The sequence below is a fragment of the Flavobacteriaceae bacterium GSB9 genome (assembly GCA_022749295.1).
Taxonomy (GTDB): domain Bacteria; phylum Bacteroidota; class Bacteroidia; order Flavobacteriales; family Flavobacteriaceae; genus Flavisericum.
On the sequence record CP062007.1, the window covers coordinates 3,501,822 to 3,523,338 of the forward strand.

The following is a 21,517-nucleotide window of genomic DNA, read 5'->3' on the forward strand; positions in this document are numbered from 1 at the left end:
TTGGTGCTTGAAAGTTAAAAACAAAATACTTGTCTTACTGGTGGTCGTTATTGCGACAGGTTGTGCTAGAGAAAATAACGACAATAATACATTATTTCAACGTATTAGTGCAGATTTTTCAGGCATCAATTTTAAAAATGAAATATCTACTAACGATTCAATTAACATTTTAAACTATGAATACCTCTACAATGGTGGAGGGGTTGGTGTTGGAAATTTTAATGGAGATAGTCTACCGGATGTTATTTTTTCGGGAAATTTAGTAAAGAGCAAAATTTATATTAACAAAGGCAAATTGCAATTTGATGATATAACCGAAAGTTCTGGTATAAATACCGAAGGAAAATGGTGTACGGGTGTTAGCGTAATCGACATTAACCAAGATGGGTTTGATGATATATATTTAAGTGTTGGCGGAATGGGGAACAAAAGTGTGTTTCCTAATCTGCTTTACATAAATAATGGTGATGCTACGTTTACCGAATCTGCTGAAGATTATGGCTTGGACGATTCAGGTGAATCCATCCAATCTATTTTTTTTGACTACGATTTGGATGGCGATTTGGATATGTATTTGCTAACAGGTGGTGGTTTTGAAAAATCTGCTATCCGGATTAGAGCTATACTCAAAGATGGCCAAGGGAGAAATACTGATAGGTTGTACAGAAATGATTTTAATGAAGCTTTAAACCATCCAGTATATAAAGATGTTTCAAAAGAAGCCGGAATTTCCATAGAAGGCTTTGGTTTGGGAGTTTCAGTTTTTGATGCCAACAACGATTCATGGCCAGATTTATATGTTTCTAACGATTATCTCTCTCACGATTTTTTATATATAAATCAAAAAGACGGCACGTTTAAGGAAGACGTTTCAAATCATTTTGGTCACATTAGCCATTTCTCAATGGGTAATGATGTGGCCGATATCAATAACGACGGTTTGCTGGATGTGATAACCGTTGATATGCTTCCGGAAAATGTAAAAAGAAGAAAGCTCATGTCTGGTGCACACTCTCACGATATATTTCAAATTGCTTTACAATTTGGATACGGGCACCAACACATGCGCAACATGTTGCAGCGTAATAATGGCAACGGAACCTTTAGTGAAATAGGCCAACTCTCTGGCATCGATAAAACCGATTGGAGTTGGGCGCCGTTAATAGCCGATTTTGATAATGATGGCTTGAACGATATATACATAACAAATGGTTTTGGTAAGGATATTACCGATATGGATTTTGTAAAGTTTAGGCAAAGCAAAGCCTCGGCGTTTAAAGACGTCGATGAACTTAAAAAATCTGTTATTGATTGTCTTTACACCAGGCCTACAATAAAAGTTGCTAATTACGCATACAAAAATAATGGGGATTCAACCTTTGAAAAAGTAACCCAAGACTGGGGCTTTGATGAAGAATCAATATCTAACGGAGCGGTATATGCAGATTTCGATGCCGATGGCGATCTTGATTTGATGGTCAGTAATATCAATCAAAATGCGTTCGTTTATAAAAATAGGCTTCGTGAAACCGATACTGCGAATTCAAACTATTTAAAGGTTAAGTTCAAAGGGAGTGCAAATAATAAAAAAGGGATTGGAGCAAAAGCAACGGTCCACGTTGCATCCCATAAAAAAATAAGGTATAACCAGCCGGTAAGGGGCTTTCAAAGTTCGGTGGAAACTACGCTTCATTTTGGTTTAAAAAATCTGGAAAATATTGATAGTTTAGTGGTAGAATGGCCTGGAGGAAAAACCAACACGCTTTTTAATTTAAGCACTAATCAGGTAGTTACTGTGGATTACAATATGGCGGAGCAGGTAGAAAAATCCGGGTCAATTGAAAAACCAAAATATTTCGAAATAGACTCATTATTCAACCACGTTCACCAAGACAAAAGTTATAACGATTTTGCCTCGCAATCATTGCTCATGCAAAAGTATTCTAACCAAGGGCCGGGAATGGCAGTAGCAGACCTAAATGGTGACGGTTTGGACGATATTTTTATTGGAGGGGCTTATGGTCATAATTCAACGATACATTATCAAGAAAAAAATGGGGGATTTAAAAAAGTTGAGATAAAAGATACCGAATTGTATGAAGACCAAGGCGCTGTGATTTTTGATGCCAATGGCGATGGGCTTAACGATATTTATGTTGCCAGTGGAGGGTCTGAACGTTATGAAGGCCATGAGGCTTATCAGGACAGAATGTATTACAACAAAAATGGAGAGCTACAAATCGGGGAGTTACCTGAAATGTTAACAAGTACATCGGCTGTTTCAGCTGCCGATTTTGATGGTGACGGCGATATCGATGTATTTGTTGGTGGACGCATGGTGCCCGGAAAGTATCCTATTGCTCCCAAAAGCTATATACTAGAAAACAATTCTGGTAAGTTTAAAATAGCCAATAGTACGGTTTGTAAGGATTTAAATGAAGTGGGCATGGTGACATCGGCCGTATGGACCGATTTTGATAATGACAAAAATTTAGATTTAGTGTTAGTTGGGGAGTTTATGCCAATAACGCTGTTAAAAGGAAATGGTAAAGAACTTGTAAACATAACGTCAAGTTCCAACTTACAGAATAGCTCTGGGCTTTGGAACAGTATCCAACCTGGAGATTTTGATAACGACGGCGATATTGATTTTGTTGCCGGAAACCTGGGTTTGAATTCTAATTTAAAAGTGATAGACAATCAGCCCATAAGGCTAGATTATGCCGATTTTGATGATAATGGAGCTGTGGACCCTATATTTTCAAAATTTGAAGAGGGGCAATATTATCCAATGGCTTCACTGGACCAGTTGATAAAACAACTGCCAAAAGTAAAGAAAAAGTTTTTGTACTATAACACGTTCGCAAAGTCTTCCACCGAAGATGTTTTAAGTTTATTTAACACATCAGAGCAAAAAACATTAAAGGCTTTTGAGTTGAGGACCTGTTATATTGAGAATTTGGGAAACAACAAGTTTAAGCTTAGTCCGCTTCCACTGGAAACCCAAGTAGCGCCCATAAATGGTATTTTGGCAGAAGACATCAATCACGATGGGTTTTTAGACCTAGTTTTGGTAGGTAATAATTACGCTACCGAAGTTGGGGCCGGCAGATATGATGCCTCGATAGGACATGTTTTAAAAAACCAGGGAGATGGTACTTTTAAAGTGTTAAATAATAGCGATACAGGCTTTACGGTTTTAGGAGATTCAAAAAGTATAGTAAGAATAAATACCCCAAAAACATCTCTGGTATTAGTGGGTAAAAATAATGGGGAAGTAGCTTCAAGGGCCATTAGTAACCAAAGCCAAACAACAGTAAAACCCAAAGCCAACGAGCTTTTTGCTGAAATTCAATTTAAAGATGGTACTAAGAGAAAACTATTGTTTAACTTAGGAGGGGGGTATTTATCGCAATCATCCAACAGTTTTGGCGTTATTCCATCAATGAAAACCATCACTTTTTATGGTAATATGGGTAAGGAGACACGTAAATTAAATTTCGATTAATTCCGCAGAGCTTTTATTTTGAATTAAAGAGGATTTCTATCACGGCGTTAACACCAATTAATTTTAAAAACAGTCATGTTATATAATAAACCTACATTTAATGTCATTTACTTAAAACGTGTTTTTTTAATATGTTCATGTTCTTTTTTGATATGTTCAATTTCTGGCTGTAAAGAAGATACGAGATATCAGGAGGCCTTGGATAATCCAGATTTGTTTAGGAAGGCTGTTAAAGAATTAACCGATGTTATTGTTTACGATATATTTTCACCTCCGGTGGCATCTAGGGTTTACATGTACCCCAGTTTAGCGTCTTATGCCGTTATTCAAAAAAAATACCCTGAAAAATATAACAGTTTAGTGGGGCAGGTAAAAGATTTTAAAGAGGTGCCAGAGCCATCAAACAAGAATATTAACTTTCATTTGGCATCTGTACATGCATTTCTTACTGTTGGTAAGGCACTTGTTTTTTCCGAAGACAAACTAACCGAGTTTCAAGAAAGTTGTTACGATAGTTTAACCCAAACTGGACTTCCTAAAAGAGTATTGGATGCGTCACTTGAATACGGAAATCAAGTGGCTCAACATATATTACAGTGGGCGGACAACGATTTTTATAAGCAAACCCGTACTTATCCGCAATACATAGTTCGCAAGGAACCACAATATTGGAAACCTACACCGCCCGATTATATGCAGGGTATAGAACCACATTGGAATAAAATTAGAACTTTGGTGTTGCAGTCAGCAAACCAATTTGAACCCACCCCACCCATAGAGTTTGATTTAACTGAAGGAAGCCCTTTCTTAAAGCAACTACTTGAAGTTTATAAGGTTGGTGGTAAATTGAACACAAAAGGTGCAGATATAGCAAAGTTTTGGGACTGTAATCCATATGTTTCGCACCACCAAGGTCATGCTATGTTTGCTACAAAAAAAATAACACCTGGCGGTCATTGGATTGGTATAACATCGCTTGCCACGGTCATAGACAAATCTAGTTTTGATGAAACTGTTAATGCTTTTGCCAACGTATCAGTAGCCCTTTTTGATGGATTTATAAGCTGTTGGGATGCTAAATGGAACACCTTGGTAGTGCGTCCAGAAACAGTAATTAATAAGTCAATAGACGAAAATTGGGAGCCCTTTTTGCAAACCCCCCCCTTTCCTGAATATACAAGTGGTCATTCTGTAATTTCTGGGTCTGCTGCAATTGTTTTAACACATTTGTTTGGGGATAATTTTAGATTTAAAGATACTACTGAAATGGAGTATGGTTTACCCGCTAGGTCATTTACCTCTTTTATACAGGCGTCAGAAGAAGCAGCTTTGTCTAGATTATATGGGGGAATACATTATGAAATGGCAATTAATGAAGGTTTAAATCAAGGAAAGTCGATAGGTAACTATATTGTAGATAACCTTAAGACTTTAAAGGGTGTGGAGGATTAGTGCTTTTCTAAGGTTTTCTTAATATCTAAAATGTCAATTTGTTAATTTTTTTGCTTTTTGATTATAAAAGTGATTGCAAACATTATATTTTATGATTAATTTAATAAAATTCACCAATGTGTTTTTGGAAATCTTAAAACTTTTTAATTAATTTGTAAGTGTGTAAATTACACTTATATTTTTTATTCAGTATACTCATTCAACTAAAATTAAATAATACAAATAAGTCTATGGTTATGTTTAAAGTTAAATTAGCTCTTTGGAAATGTGTCGCACTATTTTTCATCATAAATTCCATTATTTATGCACAAGATACTACGGCGATAATCGTGAGTCAAGACGAGTCTGCACCTACCATAAGCAAACACATCTACGGTCATTTTGCGGAACATTTGGGGCGTAGTATATACGACGGGTTTTATGTGGGAGAGGACAGTGACATACCAAACACCAATGGAGTGAGGAACGATATTATAGAGGCTTTAAAAGGTTTGAGAATCCCCAATTTGCGTTGGCCGGGAGGTTGTTTTGCCGACGAGTACCACTGGAAAGATGGCGTGGGGCCGAAAGCAGATAGGCCTAATATTTTAAATACAAATTGGGGTATGGTAGAAGAAGATAACAGCTTCGGGACCCATGAATTTTTAGAATTGTGTGAGTTGCTCGAAACAGAGCCCTATTTAGCAGGAAATGTAGGAAGCGGCACGGTGGAAGAGCTAAACGATTGGGTTGAGTACTGTAATTATGACGGAAACACAGCTATGGCCAATTGGAGAAAAGCCAACGGACAGGAAGAACCTTGGAAAGTAAAATATTGGGGTATTGGAAACGAAAGCTGGGGTTGCGGAGGCAATATGACGCCGGAATATTTTGCAAACCTTTACAGACAATATGCAACCTACGCAAGAAACTACTCGGGAGTAAACATAAAAAAGATTGCATCTGGAGCCGATTCAGACAATTATCATTGGACGGAAGTGATGATGCGCGATGTGCCACATAACATGATGTGGGGGCTTTCGGTACATTATTATACAAGAACGGGTTGGCCACCAACAGGTTCTGCAACAAAATTTGACGAGTCTGATTATTTCCTTTTCATGAAACACTGTTTAAGAACCAATGAAATTTTAGATACCCATATTTCCATTATGGATAAGTACGACCCTAAAAAGCGAGTAGCCTTGGTGGTTGACGAATGGGGAAGTTGGTACGCCGTAGAAGAAGGTACCAATCCTGGATTTGCTTACCAGCAAAATTCCATGCGTGATGCCATGATTGCTGGTTTATCATTAAATATGTTTCATGATAGAGCTGATAGAATAAAAATGGCCAATTTAGCTCAAACGGTTAATGTGCTTCAGGCGGCGATTTTAACCAAAGACGATAAAATGCTACTTACTCCTACATATCATGTTATGAAAATGTATGCGGTGCACCAAGATTCCAAGCTATTGCCGTTGTCTTTTAAGTCGCCAAATTATACTTATAAAGGCGAAACGCTGCCTGCCATTTCAGCTTCGGCATCAAGAGATAAAAACGGAATGGTTCATGTTTCTCTGGTAAATATAGATTCACAGCAGGAAAATAAAATTGAATTGGATTTAAGTAAGTTGAAAATTAAGGAAATTACTGGAGAAATTTTGACTTCCGATAAATTGCAAGACCACAATACTTTCGACAACCCCAAAAAAGTTGTTCCTGTGAAATTTAAGGATTACAAGCTTAAAAAAGGTATACTAAGGCTTACACTGCCTCCTTTCTCGGTGGTGGTATTGGAAGGAAAATAAAAAACTTTATGCTATGAAAAGGATTAATATAATTTGGAATTTTAAATGTTTAGCGTTTTTGCTTGTTATGTTCGTATTGTTTGATGGGTGTTCTAAAGATAGCCCAATAAACGAAGAACAAGAGCAAGAGCAGGAAGAAGAACAAGAAGAGGAGGAAGAGGAAGAACCAACCTCAAAAATTTATACAGTAGATAATATTGAAGACACCTACTACGATGTAGCTGGGGTTGAAAATATTAGGGACTGGGGACCTTACAATGTACACGATCCCTCAGTAATTAAGGTAGGAGATACCTATTATTGTTATAACACCGATGTCTCATTTGGATCGGCTGTTCGTCCAGGGATTCAAATCAGAAAATCAAAAAACTTAATTAATTGGCAATGGGTTGGTTGGGCATTTAATACCTTGCCTTCAAAAGGAGCCAATTTTATCCGAAGTAAAGGTGCAGAACCTTTTAATTCACTATGGGCACCTTACGTTATGAAAGTTGGAGATGAGTATCGATTGTATTATTCGTTATCATCAGAAGTAGGAAGACTAAGTGTTATCGGATTGGCAACTTCATCAAGCCCCGAAGGGCCATGGTTGGAAAAAGATTTGGTAGTAACTTCTGAAGCTGATGGAAGTAGGCAAACCAATGCCATCGATCCGGCTGTTGTGGTAACGCCTTCTGGTGAACATTGGTTCTATTATGGCTCTGCCTGGGACGGTATTTATAAATTGAAATTAAATCCTTCAACAGGTCTGCCATTGGTTAACGGAACTAAGGGAACTCGTATTGCACAGCGTGGCTTCACTGGAGGTTCCATTAATGGAAATATTGAAGGCCCCGAGGTTATTTACAATGCCGAGCAAGGTAAATATTATATGTTTATTTCATATGATTGGCTTCAAACAAAATATAATGTTAGGGTAGGTCGTGGTGACACACCTGACGGACCTTTTTACGATTACAATGGTATAAATATCAACACCGAGGTGGATAATGTACCTATGATATTGGCACCTTATAAATTCAATGGCCATTCTGGATGGCAAGGGGTTTCACATCCAGCTGTTTTTAATGATGGTAATGGTCAATACTATATGGCACATCAAGGCAGACCTGGAATAAATAGTTTTTTCATGATTTTACACGTTCGTAAAATACATTGGACGGAAGATGGTTGGCCTATTGTTTCGCCAGAGCGTTACGCAGCTGTTGGCCAAGCAGCTATTTCTGAAGCAGATCTAGCTGGAACCTACGAGCAAATCATTTTAGGTTACCGTGTAGTTCCAGGCTATGCTGAAGAACAAATATCGGCCGATTTTCAAACATCAATTAGTTTAGAATTGGCTGCAGATGGTTCGATAAATGGTGATTCCAACAATTCTTGGACATATAGTGCACCGTGGTTAACCTTATCTTGGGCTAACGGATTTACGGATAAATTATATGTTGAGCGCGGTAGAGATTGGGAAAACAAAGTAGCTTCTACCATTTTGTTGTCTGGTTTAAATAATGATGGAACGGCTATTTGGGGTAAAAAAGTAAATTAATTCAAATTTATTATGAAAAAATTATTGGCTTTGCTAACCACTTCTATACTTTGTTTTGCTTGTGGATCTACAAAAAGAAACGATTCTTCAAAAATTGAAAATTTAAACTTTAATAATCCTATCATTACAGATAAATATACTGCCGACGCTGCAGCAATTGTACATAACGATAAAGTTTACTTGTATGCAGGACACGACCAAGCACCCAACGATGTTAATGCATACAGAATGCATGAATGGTTGGTGTATTCTTCACCCGACATGGTTAATTGGACAGAACATCCCGTACCGTTAAAACCCACAGATTTTAAGTGGGCGTCTGGGAGTGCCTGGGCATCAGAAGTGATTGAAAAGAATGGGGAGTTTTATTGGTTTGTAACTGTAGAGCACGGCAGTATTCACGGTAAAGCCATTGGTGTAGCGGTTTCCGATAATCCAACAGGTCCCTTTGTTGATGCTATTGGAAAAGCATTAATAACAAATGATATGACGACCCATACTAAGATAAGTTGGGATGATATTGACCCAACAGTATGGATTGATGACGATGGGCAAGCCTATATATTTTGGGGAAATACCGTTTGCAAATATGCCAAATTAAAAGACAATATGATTGAGCTTGATGGCCCAATTATGACTGTTGATTTGCCAAACTTCACGGAGGCACCATATATTCATAAAAAAGGTGATTGGTACTACTTATCGTATGCCTACCAATTTCCTGAAAAAATAGCTTATGCTATGAGTAAATCAATTAACGGCCCGTGGGAGTTTAAAGGTATCTTAAATGAGGTTGCTGGCAACAGTAATACCAACCATCAGGCGATTATTGAATTTAAAGAAAAAGATTATTTTATTTACCATAATGGAAGTATTCCCACACATGGAGGTAGTTTTAGGCGTTCCGTATGTGTAGATAGGCTTTACTATAATGAAGACGGCACGATGAAACGTGTTATTATGACATCAGAAGGTATTCAAAACTAATATTATGAATCAATTAAAACATTACATTTCGTTATTTGCTGTTTTAGTGACAATCGTTTCTTGTGCCCAAACCGATAAACCAATAACGCACGACCCTGTTGTAGCCAAACAAGGTGATACGTACTATTTATTCTGTACAGGCCCTGGTATTACAAGGTTTACCTCAAAAGATTTAAAAACATGGAAAAAGGGAGCGCCGGTTTTTGCTGAAAGTCCTAAATGGGCTAAAGATGTAGCCCCAGGATTTAACGGGCATATTTGGGCACCCGATATCACTTTTCACAACGGAACCTATTATTTATATTATTCCATTTCGGCTTTTGGTAAAAATACTTCAGCAATAGGTTTGGTAACCAATGCAACTTTAAATCCAGAAGACGAAAACTATAAATGGGAAGACCAAGGTATTGTAATTCAATCGGCTCCAAACAGAGATTTATGGAATGCCATTGACCCCAATTTAATTTTTGATGATGAAGGAACCCCTTGGTTATCATTTGGTTCATTTTGGAGCGGATTAAAAATAGTTAGACTAAATGACGATTTAAAAACTTTGGCACAACCTCAAGAATGGTATCCCATTGCAAGAAGAGAAAGAAGCCCAGATATACCTGATGCTAATGCTGGTGATGCCGCATTAGAAGGTCCTTTTATTTTTAAAAAAGGCGACTATTACTATCAGTTTTTGTCGTGGGATTATTGTTGCCGTGGCGAAAACAGTACTTACAAAGTGGTGGTGGGCCGTTCAAAATCGGTAACAGGGCCGTATGTAGATAAAGAAGGAAAGCTTCTTAACCATGGAGGCGGAAGTTTGGTTATTGAAGGCGATGAAAACTGGCATGGCGTTGGGCACAATAGTGTGTATAGCTTCGATGGGAAAGATTATTATTTCAGCCATGGCTACGATGCTAAAGATGATGGTGTTCCAAAATTGATTGTTAAGGAAATAAACTGGGAAAACGACTGGCCAAGAGTATCTCCTTTAAAATAAAATAGAAATGGGAAAAATCAGATTGGTGTTGCCCGTGCTGTTTTGTGTCATGCTTACGGCTTGTAAAAGTGATCAACAGCAGTCCGTTACAAAATTAGTCGCAAAAATTGATATTTCTAAAACCAAGGATTCTATTTCCAATCATCTTTATGGTATGTTTATGGAAAATCTTGGTAACGAAGATGTAGGAAACTTAGTAGACGACTGTTTGTGGGCTGAATTATTGGATGATAGAAAGTTTTTTTATCCGGTAAATACAGATACGTTAAACCCTATTAATAGAAAGGAAAAAATTAATCGATGGGAGCCTATCGGCAAAGTGACGATGGACTCAATGAATCCTTATGTCGGCGCACATTCGCCTAAAATAGCCATAACAAATACAGCGTTTGAAGGTATACAACAATCGGGCATTGCTTTAGAAAAAGGAAAGTCGTACAATGGGCGAATTGTTTTAAAAAAAGAAGGGAATGTACAGGTTACAGTAAAGCTTTTAATTGGTAATGATATTATACAACAGGTAACCTTTGATAATATTAAATGTGCCTTATCTGGATGTATCAGTGGCCAAGAATGGAGATGAAATCATCATTTCTGTAATGAACAGACACCTTACAGAAAGCATTTCAACAGATATTCTATTGCAAGAAGGTGCATTCAATGGGAAATTAAACGTTATGGAAGTTAACGGGCCTGACATAAAATCGCAAAACACTTTTGGAAAAGAAATTGTAAAGACTACAGAAAAAGACAGTATAAAGCCAAAGGATAATTTGCTAAATTATTCATTCCCTCCTCATTCATTTACAATGATAAAGGGTAAGTATTTGGAATCAAAATAAAAGTAGTGTAATCTATTCAATGAGAGTTGGAATAAATTTTTGACAATAGCACTTTAATGGTTTAATAGTTTTTAACTAAAATATAATTATGAAGCAAATTAAGTTTATCACTACAACATTGTTATTTACTGCAATCATTTCATTTTGCTTTGGTCAAAACAACAAAGGTCCAATTTTGGCTGGGGAAAATATAGCTGTTGTATCAACAAGCTACGGTAAGGTTCGGGGCTATATCGATGATGGAATATTTGTGTTTAAAGGTATTCCTTATGCTCAGGCAGAAAGGTTCATGTCGCCACAAGCCCCGGATAACTGGGACGGCATACGACAGTGCCAAATTTTTGGACCTCAGGCCATGCAACCTACAGCCCAAGATTGGGAGGGCCAAAGTGAATTCAACTTTGGGTTTCTTTTCAATAGGGAACCTATGGATGAAAAAGAATCTTTTGTCTTAAATGTTTGGAGCAAAGAAATCAACGATGGTAAAAAGCGTCCTGTTTGGGTATGGATTCATGGCGGTGGGTATTTTGCAGGATCTGCCAACCAACTTCCTTTTTTTGATGGTGGCCCAATGGCTGAAAAAGGTGATATTGTGGTCGTCTCAATTAACCATAGACTTAATGCCCTAGGCTATGTTGACCTGAGATTTCTTGGTGATAAATATTCCAATTCTGTAAATCTTGGGATGCAGGATATTGTTGCTGCTCTTGAATGGGTGCGTGACAATATAGAAAGTTTTGGAGGAGATCCTAATACGGTCACTGTCAACGGACAGTCTGGTGGTGGCGGTAAGGTGTCTACACTTATGGCCATGCCCTCAGCTGCTGGTCTCTTTAAAAGAGCTATTGTACAAAGTGGATCAACAGTAACCCTTCAACCAAAAGAGAATGCTACAGCCTTTGGCAAGGCATTTGCCGCTGCACTAGGTGTAACACCAAGCAATACAGAAAAATTAGATGAGTTTACATATCAAGAACTACTTGAAGCTGGAACTATCGCGACTCGAGTATTAAATTCAACTAAACAAAAATCATCAAAACAAAACTTCAGAGTTGGTTACAGTCCGACCGTAGACGGAAAATTTATTGTACAAAATCCTTTTGATCCAGAGCCTGCACCTTTCTCGAAAGATGTTGCTATGCTCATAGGAAGTGACCTAAATGAATTTACCTATTTCAATAGAAATTTAATTACGAAAAAATCTCTTAGTGAAGTACGTGATGTTATAGCGGAACGATTTGGAAAGGAAAACGTCGACAAATACATCGAACTTTACAGAAAGGCATACCCAAATTCTACAGAGCCACATGAAATGTTAGGCTTTGACATCTTTTTTAGATCTGGTGTTTTGAAACAAGCAGTTGCAAAAAGCAAACAAGGTGGTGCCCCGGCCTACTCTTATTTATTTACCTGGAAATCAACAGTTAACGATGGTAGTTTAGGAGCTTGCCATGGTATGGAGCTTCCCTTTATGTTTAATAATATTGAAATGGCACGTACTATGACCGGAGGTACTAAAGAAGCCTATGAGTTGGCTGATAAAATCAGTTCGGCTTGGATTAACTTTATTAAAACGGGCAACCCGAACTCCAAAAAACTACCAAAATGGGATGCTTACAACCCAGAAGAGGGAGCTACCATGATTTTCGACAATAATTGTGAAATAATTTACAACCATGATAAAGAGCTCATTGAATATCTGAGCACCTTTCCGTCCACTAAACTATTTTAAAAAGACAACTAAACTAACATTACCAAAGCAATGAAAATTAATAAGCGATTAAAAACAACCAGCGCATTAGTATTGTGCGTTCCTGTAATTGCCATTATATTCATCTCCATGACAACAACGGAACTCAACAACATTCCACCAAGACCCCAAGGTCCCTGTGATATATATGCAGAAGATGACTGCCCTTGCGTTGCAGCCCATAGTAGTACAAGGGCATTATACGCCGATTATAACGGCCCACTTTATCAAGTGATGCGTAAGTCAGATGGCAAGACTTTAGATATTGGCGTAGTTCAACCAAGTGAAGGCAATCCGGGAGGATATGCAGATGCCATGGCGCAGGATGAATTTTGCTCTGATACCTATTGTTGGATTACAAAACTTTATGACCAATCAGGAATGGGCAATCATCTTGAGCAAGCACCTCGAGGAGCTTTTATTGGACCTGCAATGGGTGGCTTTAATAATGTCCCGATGGCAGATATGGCCCCAGTGACCGTTATGGGGCATAAGGTATATGGTATTTTTATTGCTCCTGATATGGGATTGCGCTGGAACGACGCAAAAGGCACCGCCGTAGATGACCAAGCTGAAGGCCAATATTGGGTAATAAATGGTCACCATTTCAATGATGGTTGCTGTTTTAATTACGGTAATGTTGAAACTGACAGCCGAGATGATGGTGATGGCACTATGGAGTCCACTTATTATGGCAATGCCCGTTTTTGGTACTATGGTCAAGACAGTGGCCCTTGGATTATGACCGATCAAGAAAACAATTTGGTTGGTTGTGTTAATCCCGATCCCAATGATAAATATTGTAAAGACCTCCCTAGTATTTCCTGGCGCTTTGTAACAGCTACTGCTGATGGAAAACCAGGTCATTGGAGATCTATGGGAGGGGATGCACAAGGCGGTGACTTATATACAATGTACGACGGCGGGCGCATTATTAACGATAAATTTCCGGATGATAAAAGCAGTTACGACCCAATGCGTAAACAAGGAGCCATTGTACTCGGTAACGGTGGTGATAACAACAATTATTCCCAGGGAACATTCTATGAAGCTGCTATGACGGCTGCTGGAACATATCCATCTGCTGAAACAAATCAAAAAATTCAGGCAAACATTGTTAAAGCAGGTTATGCCGAGGCTAAGTTAAGCATTGCTCCTTCTGCTGTGGTCAATACGCCTCCCGGAATGCAAACTTTTGCTCCAAACACTTCCCAGAACACAACGGTTACATTTAAAAACACCACGCAAACAGCGGTTAATAATCTTCAAATTAGCATCGATGCCCCCTATGGCTGGAAAGTAAATGTTTTGGGTAACGATAAAGCTGTACAAACATTTACCACCCCAATTAAACCAGGTGAGACCGTGAGTGCTGTTTTTAATGTAAAATCAGGCTCTAAAACGCTCAACGGTGATCTTGTAGGTATTGCGAAATGGACAAATGCGTCTAATAGCATAACTCAGACTGAGAAAGCCATTGAGAAAGTCCGCAATGTAAGTCCCATTAAAATAAATGAATTTGCCATAGGTAGTGGAGAAAATTTAACGAACACATTTATTGAATTATACAATTCAGGTGAAAATGAGGTAGATATTTCAAATTGGTCGCTAACACATCATCAAGCAGAATTACCTATTTTTTCATCAATAGAAATTCCTAAAGGCATTACACTTGAAGCAAACGATTATTATCTCTTAGGCTTATCAAATTCTGGATTGGAAGTGCCAGCTGTCAGTGGTGAAACGACCATATACGTAAGAAACACTATTGGTATGTCGATAGGCGATGAAATTGTAATCGGTACTGATGCAAACAAAGAAACCAGAAAGATTACAGCTATTTCAAATCCACCTGAAAAAGTAGAAAGTGAAACACCGAGAGATTTTTGGTCAACATATGGCTATCGCCGACCACTTGCCCCAGGAACGCCTACAACAGTTTGGCAACCCCTACCTGAAGGGCCTGTAATTACCATTCCTAAAGGTTCAACTAGCATACCGGTTGAAAGTGTTGATAATTTTGAAGTGGGACAAAAAATGGCTATTGGCTATGGCGCCACTTATCCTGCAGTGGCCCGCGACATTGAAAAATACGAAGTCGTTACCGTAACCGAAGTAGGAAAACGCGGTACACAAGCTTGGTTGTCTGTAGATGCAAAACCCGGAGATACCAATATTAAGGTATCTTCTGTAAAGGACATCTCTGTAGGTGACAAAATAAGATTGGACATTGATAGTGAAGGACATGGAATTGAATGGGTTACTGTAACCAAAGTTGGAACAGCATCATCACGAAACAGTTTTAATGGCCCTTTAACAAGAGAAGATGATGATGCAGGAACAGGACTTGATTTGGCAGAGCCATTAAAATTTAACCACTCCTATAATATGCCTTTTAGTGTATGGGGTACAGGAGTAAGCTTCGAACCAGCTACGAAATTCGAACACTCAAGTAACGAACCTGTTTTGCCACTGTGCTTTGTCGTTACTCTTGATAAACCTTTGGCCAAAACACATCCTATAAATGATGTGGTAAGGAATCTAAAAGTTACAACTGCTGGTTATCAAGGTTCTGCTAAACCAGACCAATGGTTTGGTGGCCCAGCACTTTCTTTCGTGGCCGGGAACATGGTTTTGCGCAATGCTAACGGCCATGTTGTTGATGGACTTAACTACGGTGAAATAGTAGACCCGTGGGCTTCTGAAGGCTATCATGCCATATCAGGTGCAGGAGAATTGGGTTGCTATACGGAGTCACCTGCCATGGAAGGGGGAACAAGTAGAAGAAACACAACGCCTTCAAGCTTACCTATGAGAAGTGTGGGCCGTTATCCTGATGGAACCGATCATGATAGCAATTGCAATGATTTTAAACTACATAATACAATATCACTTACACTGCCTTCCGATGTTGGCAGCAATAACATAAAAGTGAACAGTGTAGATGATTTTAGAATTGGCCAAAAAGTTGTTGTGGGAATCGATAATTATGAAATAGCTAAAATAACGCTTATTGGTTCCGCTGGTGGAACATTGCTAAGTGCCAAAGTTAAAGCAGGCGATACTATTATCCCTGTTGAAAGTATAGAAGGGTTTGAGGATGGTCAAAAAATCACAGTGGGTAAAGGTTCAAATCAAGAAACTGTAGTTATCAAATCAACCACAGATTATACTAGGTTTTGGTGGCGCCCAAGAAGCGGCGATGGACCACAAACTTTTATAACGGTTACCGAACCTGTCTCCCACCAGCATGACCATGGGGAAGAAGCTGTTGGTTCAGGAATTACGTTTTCCAGACCTTTATCAAGGTCTTATAAAAAAGGAGACCAAGTGTCAAGTGGTACACCTACACCTGGAAACCCCAATCAATATGTAATACATTGATACATGCTTAAAACCATTCTATAATTTTAATAATTCAGTAATGAGAAAAATATATCAATCAATAGGTCTGATGATACTCTTAATGTTATCAGTAATAGCTTGCGCACAAAAAAAAGAAAAGGCAGTGGATACAGCCGAGGATGAAGGTCTTACTACCAAGTTTAAAACAATTACCGTAACAAAGGATATCCCATATCGTGAAGGTGAAAGCGATAGTTGGAAACTTGATTTAGCCATGCCTGAAAATTTTGGGAGTGAGCTACGCCCAGCATTGGTTATCGTTCATGGCGGAGGATGGCGTTTTGGGTCGAAATCTGTCGATGTTTATCAGAAAATGATGGTCGCCTATGCACAGAAAGGTTATGTTACCATTAATGTGGAATATCGACTAACGGGCGAAGCCGAATTTCCAGCTTGTATAGAAGATGTTAAATGTGCCGTACGCTGGCTACGTGCCCATGCCGGTGAATTACATGTAGACCCCAACCGAATAGGTAGTTACGGCCATTCCGCTGGCGCACACTTGTCACTTATGCTTGCCATGACCGATAAAGCTGATGGTTTAGAAGGCGATGGTGGTTGGGATGAATACTCCAGTAAAGTAACCGTGGCTGGTGCTGGATCTCCCCCAACAGAATTGGGGCGTGATGTTCCCATGGCCAAAAAAGAATGGTGGCCCATTGGTTATATAAGTGCTAACCACCCGCCGATGTTTCTCATTCAAGGCACCGAAGACCCAATTGTATTGCCTGAAAGGACTCGTGATTTTGTAGAAAAAATGAAAGCTGCTGGCGACACCACTTTAGAATATCTTGAGATGGAAGGTGATCATGGTATTGCTTACAATGGGCAGTTAGAAGTGACAGACCCAGCGCTTGAAAAATTCTTTGACAAATATTTGAAACCGTAAAAAATAAATTACAATGAAGCCAAAACATACTTTCCTCTTTTTATTGATGCTTTGTAGCACATTAGCTATCGCACAACCAGACTGGAAACCAGATGATTCAAAAGGTTTTACGGCTCATGACCCCGTAGTAATAGAACAAGACAGCACCTTCTACCTGTTTACCACGGGAGGAGGGATGGCAAAAAGTCAAGATCTTGAAAATTGGACGAGAATTAAACCTGTTCCCAGTGAATTGGATTGGGTAACAGACGACATTATCGCAGGTTATCGTGGACGAGGCTATTGGGCTCCGGACATTCAGTTTTTGGACGGTACTTACTATTTGTATTATTCTCCATCAGCATTCGCCAAAAACACTTCGGCGATTGGCGTGATGACCAATAAAACTTTAGATCAAAATAGCCCTGATTATAAATGGATAGACCACGGTATGATTCTTCAATCCATACCTGGCAGGGATTTTTGGAATGCAATTGATGCCAATGTCTATTTTGATAGAAAATGGGGTGGCGGGGTCACCGGCTGGCTGTCCTTTGGATCCTTTTGGGGTGGTCTCAAGCTTGTAAAGTTAGATTCTACTATGAAAGCTCTGGCAGAGCCTCAGGAATGGTACACTATTGCCAAACAGAAACGCACTTTTGGCATGCCAGATACCGATCCTGGAGATGGGACCATCGAAGCACCATTTATTTATAAAAGGCATCAGTATTATTACCTGTTTATTTCAACTGGGTATTGCTGCAGAGGATTAGATAGCACCTATAAGGTATTGGTGGGGCGGTCTCGAGACATACGCGGGCCTTATTTTGACAAAGAAGGGAGCCCTCTTTATGCTGGTGGAGGTACTTTTGTAGCAGGTGAAACCGAAGAATATGCGGGAATTGGTCATTGCGCTGTTTACGATTTTGATGGTAAGACCTATTTTGTAGCACACGGATATGACAAAAAGGACAAAGGCCGATCTAAATTGATTGTTAAAACCATTGAATGGGATAGAGCTGAATGGCCAACCGTTAAGTTTTAATTGATAAATATGAAAAAGTTAAACATTGTTTTATTCTTATTTCTATACATTTTTATTGGATGTAAAAACACAAATCCTCAACAACAGGAAGCACCACAGAGCTTCAACAAGAATGTCGATTTAGACAATCTTGATATCAATAAAAATGAAATCGCAGACATCGATTCTCTACTTCAATCTTTTGTTGATACGGAGAAACTAAATTGTGTTACAGCATTTGTAGCTAAATCCGGCAATGTGATTTACAACAAAGCTTTTGGGTTAAAGGATATTGAAAATAATATTCCCGCTAAAGTTGATGACTATTATGTGCTATTTTCACAAACCAAAGCCATTACAACAGTTGCTTTTATGATATTAGTTGAGCAGGGATTGGTAGCTATTGATGACCCAGTGTCAAAATATTATCCAGAAATTCCAGACCAAGTGGTTACCAAGGTAAATGAAGATGGTACTTACGAAACTCGTCCAGTTAAAACACCTATGACCTTTGTGCACTTAATGTCACATTCTTCGGGGTTAAATGCAGGACTGGTAAGTGATATCCGAAAAAAAGAAAATAGAAAAAGTACTAATTTAAGTGAATTCGGGAAGATTGATTCGACAGAGACTTATAAAGGACAGCGTAGTTTTGGAGGTAATCCAAATTCAAAATATTTAGAAGAAGAGATGTTGGATTTGGTGAGTTATCCGTTAGGTTTCGATCCAGGTTCAGATTGGAATTATCATGTAAGCACCAATATGTTGGCATATATTGTAGAACGTATTTCAGGCAAACCACTACAAAAATTCGTAAAGGAAACTATTTTAGAACCTTTGGATATGGTAAATACGGACTGGTATTATCAACCTGAATACTTAACACGTTTTGTAAAGCCTTACAGTCTGGTTGACGGAAAATTAGAACCTGGCTCAACGATGTTCGCCGAAGGTACTGTAAGCAGCCATAAAACCTATGCAGAAGGTGCTATCGGATTAAATGGCCCAATAGAGGATTATGCTAAGTTTTGTCAAATGTTATTGAACGAAGGAAAATTTAATGGCAGCCGTATTCTAAAGCCCGAAACAATTGCCCAAATGACAAAAATTAATCGTTTGCCAGAAGTAAATTCTGGTGGTGAAAGTTTTCAATTCGGATTAGGATTTCAATTAGCTAACGAAAAAAACAAGCATATTAATAAAGTTTCAAATACCGCATTTTGGTGGGGAGGTATGTTAGGTACAGAATATATCATTGATCCAGAAAAGGATTTAATTGCTCTGTTTTATATCAACATGTATAAAAGAGATCCACTATATACGCAATATTTAGAAGAAGTATATGATGTATTTGATACAACTAAAACAAACTAAAAATGAATTTTAGCAGAGTAAAAATAATATTTTTGTTCTCGGTAATTAGCTTGATAGGTTGTAATTCTAAACAACAAGGAAATGCTAAAACTGAACAGCAGTTAGAAGGTTATAAGATTCAACCTGTAGACATACAAAACGTAAAAGTAACAGATGAATTTTGGCTACCAATCATCAAACGCGTTCAAGAAAAAACCATTGAATATGCCATCTCGAAATGTGAAGAAGAGGGGCGTTTAGACAATTTTTTAATTGCTGGCGGAGAGATGGAAGGTGAAGTAAAAGGCGCCATGCCTTTTGACGATACCGATGTATATAAAATTATTGAAGGTGCTTCAAACTCCCTCATCAGTGCGCCCAATCAAGAGTTGGAAATCTTATTGGATTCCCTAATAGGCATTATTAAAATAGGACAAGAAAAAGATGGCTATTTAACTACCTGGAGAACCATTAATCCAGCAAAACCACCTGCGCCTTGGGTGAAAACTGAAAAAGGAGTTAGGTGGGATGGCCTGTTTATGAGCCATGAGTTGTACAACGCGGGGCATTTGTATGAGGCCGCAGTGGTACACTATAAAGCAACCGGCAAACGGAACTTTTTGGACATTGCAATAAAGAATGCAGATTTAATGGTAAAGACCTTTGGAGAGGAAGAAGATAAAATCGATGCTGTCCCAGGGCATCAAATTATAGAAACCGGATTGATAAAACTGTACCAAATTACGGGAAAAGAAGAATATATAAAACTAGCAAAATACTTTTTAGATAACCGAGGAAATCCTGATAACCACAAACTATTTGGCCCATATTCTCAAGACCACATTCCTGTTGTAGAGCAAGAAGAGGTAGTTGGCCATGCGGTTAGGGCTATGTACATGTACGCTGCGATGACCGATATTGCCGCAATTCAAAACGATAGTTTATATGCCAATACGATAAACAAATTGTGGGACAATATGGTAAGCAAGAAAATGTACATTACTGGGGGTATTGGTGCAAAGCATGAGGGAGAACAGTTTGGGGAAAACTATGAGTTGCCCAATTTAACGGCCTACAACGAAACCTGTGCCGCTATTGGTGATGTATACTGGAACCACAGGTTGCACAATTTATATGGTGATGTTAAATATTTTGATGTGATTGAACGTACACTGTTCAATGGTTTAATTTCAGGTTTATCGTTGGATGGCACTCATTTTTTCTATCCGAATGCATTAGAATCAGATGGTGTTTATAAATTCAATCGTGGCGCTTGTACACGTCAAGCTTGGTTTGATTGTTCGTGTTGCCCTACTAATATTATTCGTTTTATTCCCTCGGTGCCAGGGCTTATCTATTCAAAATCAAAATCAGATAAAACCATTTATGTCAACCTGTATGCATCGAGTCACGCCAATATCGATTTAAATGGTGGAAAAATATCGGTTTCCCAAGAAACATTGTATCCGTGGAACGGTAAAGTGAAACTTTCGGTCATATCTCCTTCTGAAACCACTGTAAAATTCAGAGTGCCCGCATGGAGCAGAAATGAAGTATTGCCAAGCGATTTATACTCCTATGCCAATAATTTACAAAGTGAACCTACACTTATAATTAATGGTAAAAAAATGGATGCCAATATTAAAGATGGCTATTTTGAAATAACCAGAAACTGGAAGGCCAATGATAACGTTGAACTCAATTTTCCAATGCAGGTAAGAACAGTTAAAGCCAATGAAAAGGTAGAAGAAGACCGAGGGAAACTATCTTTGGAATATGGTCCTTTGGTATATGCTGTCGAGGAAGTGGACAACCCAAATTTTGATAAAATCTCATTATCGTCTTCAGATCAATACGCAATTCAAAATGAATCTATTTTAAAAGGCGTAAACACTATTAAAAAAAATAAATTAAAAGCCATTCCTTACTACGCTTGGTCTAATCGAGGCGTAAATAAAATGAAGGTTTGGATAGAAATAGAATAGGTTGCACTAAAAATGAGTA

14 protein-coding genes are annotated in these 21,517 nt (G+C 38.4%); all 14 read left to right on the top strand.

The genetic code is table 11. The features are described from left to right. The first annotated feature begins 7 nt into the window (after positions 1-7). The 14 genes from GSB9_03093 (at position 8) to GSB9_03106 (ending at position 21,498) form a co-directional block, all read left to right on the top strand. On the top strand, positions 8-3,508 hold the full coding sequence (locus tag GSB9_03093; GenBank protein UKM66503.1) for a VCBS repeat-containing protein: 3,501 nt from the start codon (positions 8-10) through the stop codon (positions 3,506-3,508). 75 nt (positions 3,509-3,583) lie between these two features. Further along, entirely contained in the window at positions 3,584-4,960 is a 1,377-nt protein-coding gene (locus GSB9_03094; protein ID UKM66504.1) for a vanadium-dependent haloperoxidase, read from the top strand. Positions 4,961-5,196: 236 nt separating this feature from the next. Continuing rightward, positions 5,197-6,750 carry an alpha-N-arabinofuranosidase gene (locus tag GSB9_03095; protein UKM66505.1) on the top strand — a complete coding sequence of 518 codons (1,554 nt, stop codon included), beginning with the start codon at positions 5,197-5,199 and terminating at the stop codon, positions 6,748-6,750. Positions 6,751-6,763: 13 nt separating this feature from the next. Beyond that, positions 6,764-8,293, top strand: coding sequence for an arabinan endo-1,5-alpha-L-arabinosidase (locus GSB9_03096; protein UKM66506.1), 1,530 nt, complete (start codon positions 6,764-6,766; stop codon positions 8,291-8,293). Positions 8,294-8,305: 12 nt separating this feature from the next. Then, positions 8,306-9,280, top strand: coding sequence for a glycoside hydrolase family 43 protein (locus GSB9_03097; GenBank protein ID UKM66507.1), 975 nt, complete (start codon positions 8,306-8,308; stop codon positions 9,278-9,280). Between the two features lie 4 nt (positions 9,281-9,284). Then, the gene (locus GSB9_03098; protein UKM66508.1) at positions 9,285-10,271 is read left to right on the top strand and encodes an arabinan endo-1,5-alpha-L-arabinosidase; all 987 of its coding nucleotides are present in this window, start codon (positions 9,285-9,287) and stop codon (positions 10,269-10,271) included. A gap of 7 nt (positions 10,272-10,278) precedes the next feature. Next, positions 10,279-10,854, top strand: a complete 576-nt coding sequence (locus GSB9_03099) for a hypothetical protein (GenBank protein UKM66509.1) — start codon at positions 10,279-10,281, stop codon at positions 10,852-10,854. Positions 10,855-10,870: 16 nt separating this feature from the next. Then, the gene (locus GSB9_03100; protein ID UKM66510.2) at positions 10,871-11,113 is read left to right on the top strand and encodes a hypothetical protein; all 243 of its coding nucleotides are present in this window, start codon (positions 10,871-10,873) and stop codon (positions 11,111-11,113) included. 88 nt (positions 11,114-11,201) lie between these two features. Beyond that, positions 11,202-12,845, top strand: a complete 1,644-nt coding sequence (locus GSB9_03101) for a carboxylesterase family protein (GenBank protein UKM66511.1) — start codon at positions 11,202-11,204, stop codon at positions 12,843-12,845. A gap of 30 nt (positions 12,846-12,875) precedes the next feature. Beyond that, positions 12,876-16,247: an NEW3 domain-containing protein gene (locus tag GSB9_03102; GenBank protein ID UKM66512.1), complete on the top strand. Its 3,372-nt coding sequence runs from the start codon at positions 12,876-12,878 to the stop codon at positions 16,245-16,247. A gap of 40 nt (positions 16,248-16,287) precedes the next feature. Continuing rightward, positions 16,288-17,157, top strand: coding sequence for an alpha/beta hydrolase (locus GSB9_03103; protein UKM66513.1), 870 nt, complete (start codon positions 16,288-16,290; stop codon positions 17,155-17,157). A gap of 13 nt (positions 17,158-17,170) precedes the next feature. Then, positions 17,171-18,181, top strand: a complete 1,011-nt coding sequence (locus GSB9_03104; protein ID UKM66514.1) for a family 43 glycosylhydrolase — start codon at positions 17,171-17,173, stop codon at positions 18,179-18,181. A gap of 9 nt (positions 18,182-18,190) precedes the next feature. Beyond that, complete coding sequence (locus tag GSB9_03105; GenBank protein UKM66515.1) at positions 18,191-19,534, top strand: beta-lactamase family protein; 1,344 nt, start codon at positions 18,191-18,193, stop codon at positions 19,532-19,534. Positions 19,535-19,536: 2 nt separating this feature from the next. Then, complete coding sequence (locus tag GSB9_03106; protein ID UKM66516.1) at positions 19,537-21,498, top strand: glycoside hydrolase family 127 protein; 1,962 nt, start codon at positions 19,537-19,539, stop codon at positions 21,496-21,498. Positions 21,499-21,517: the final 19 nt, after the last annotated feature.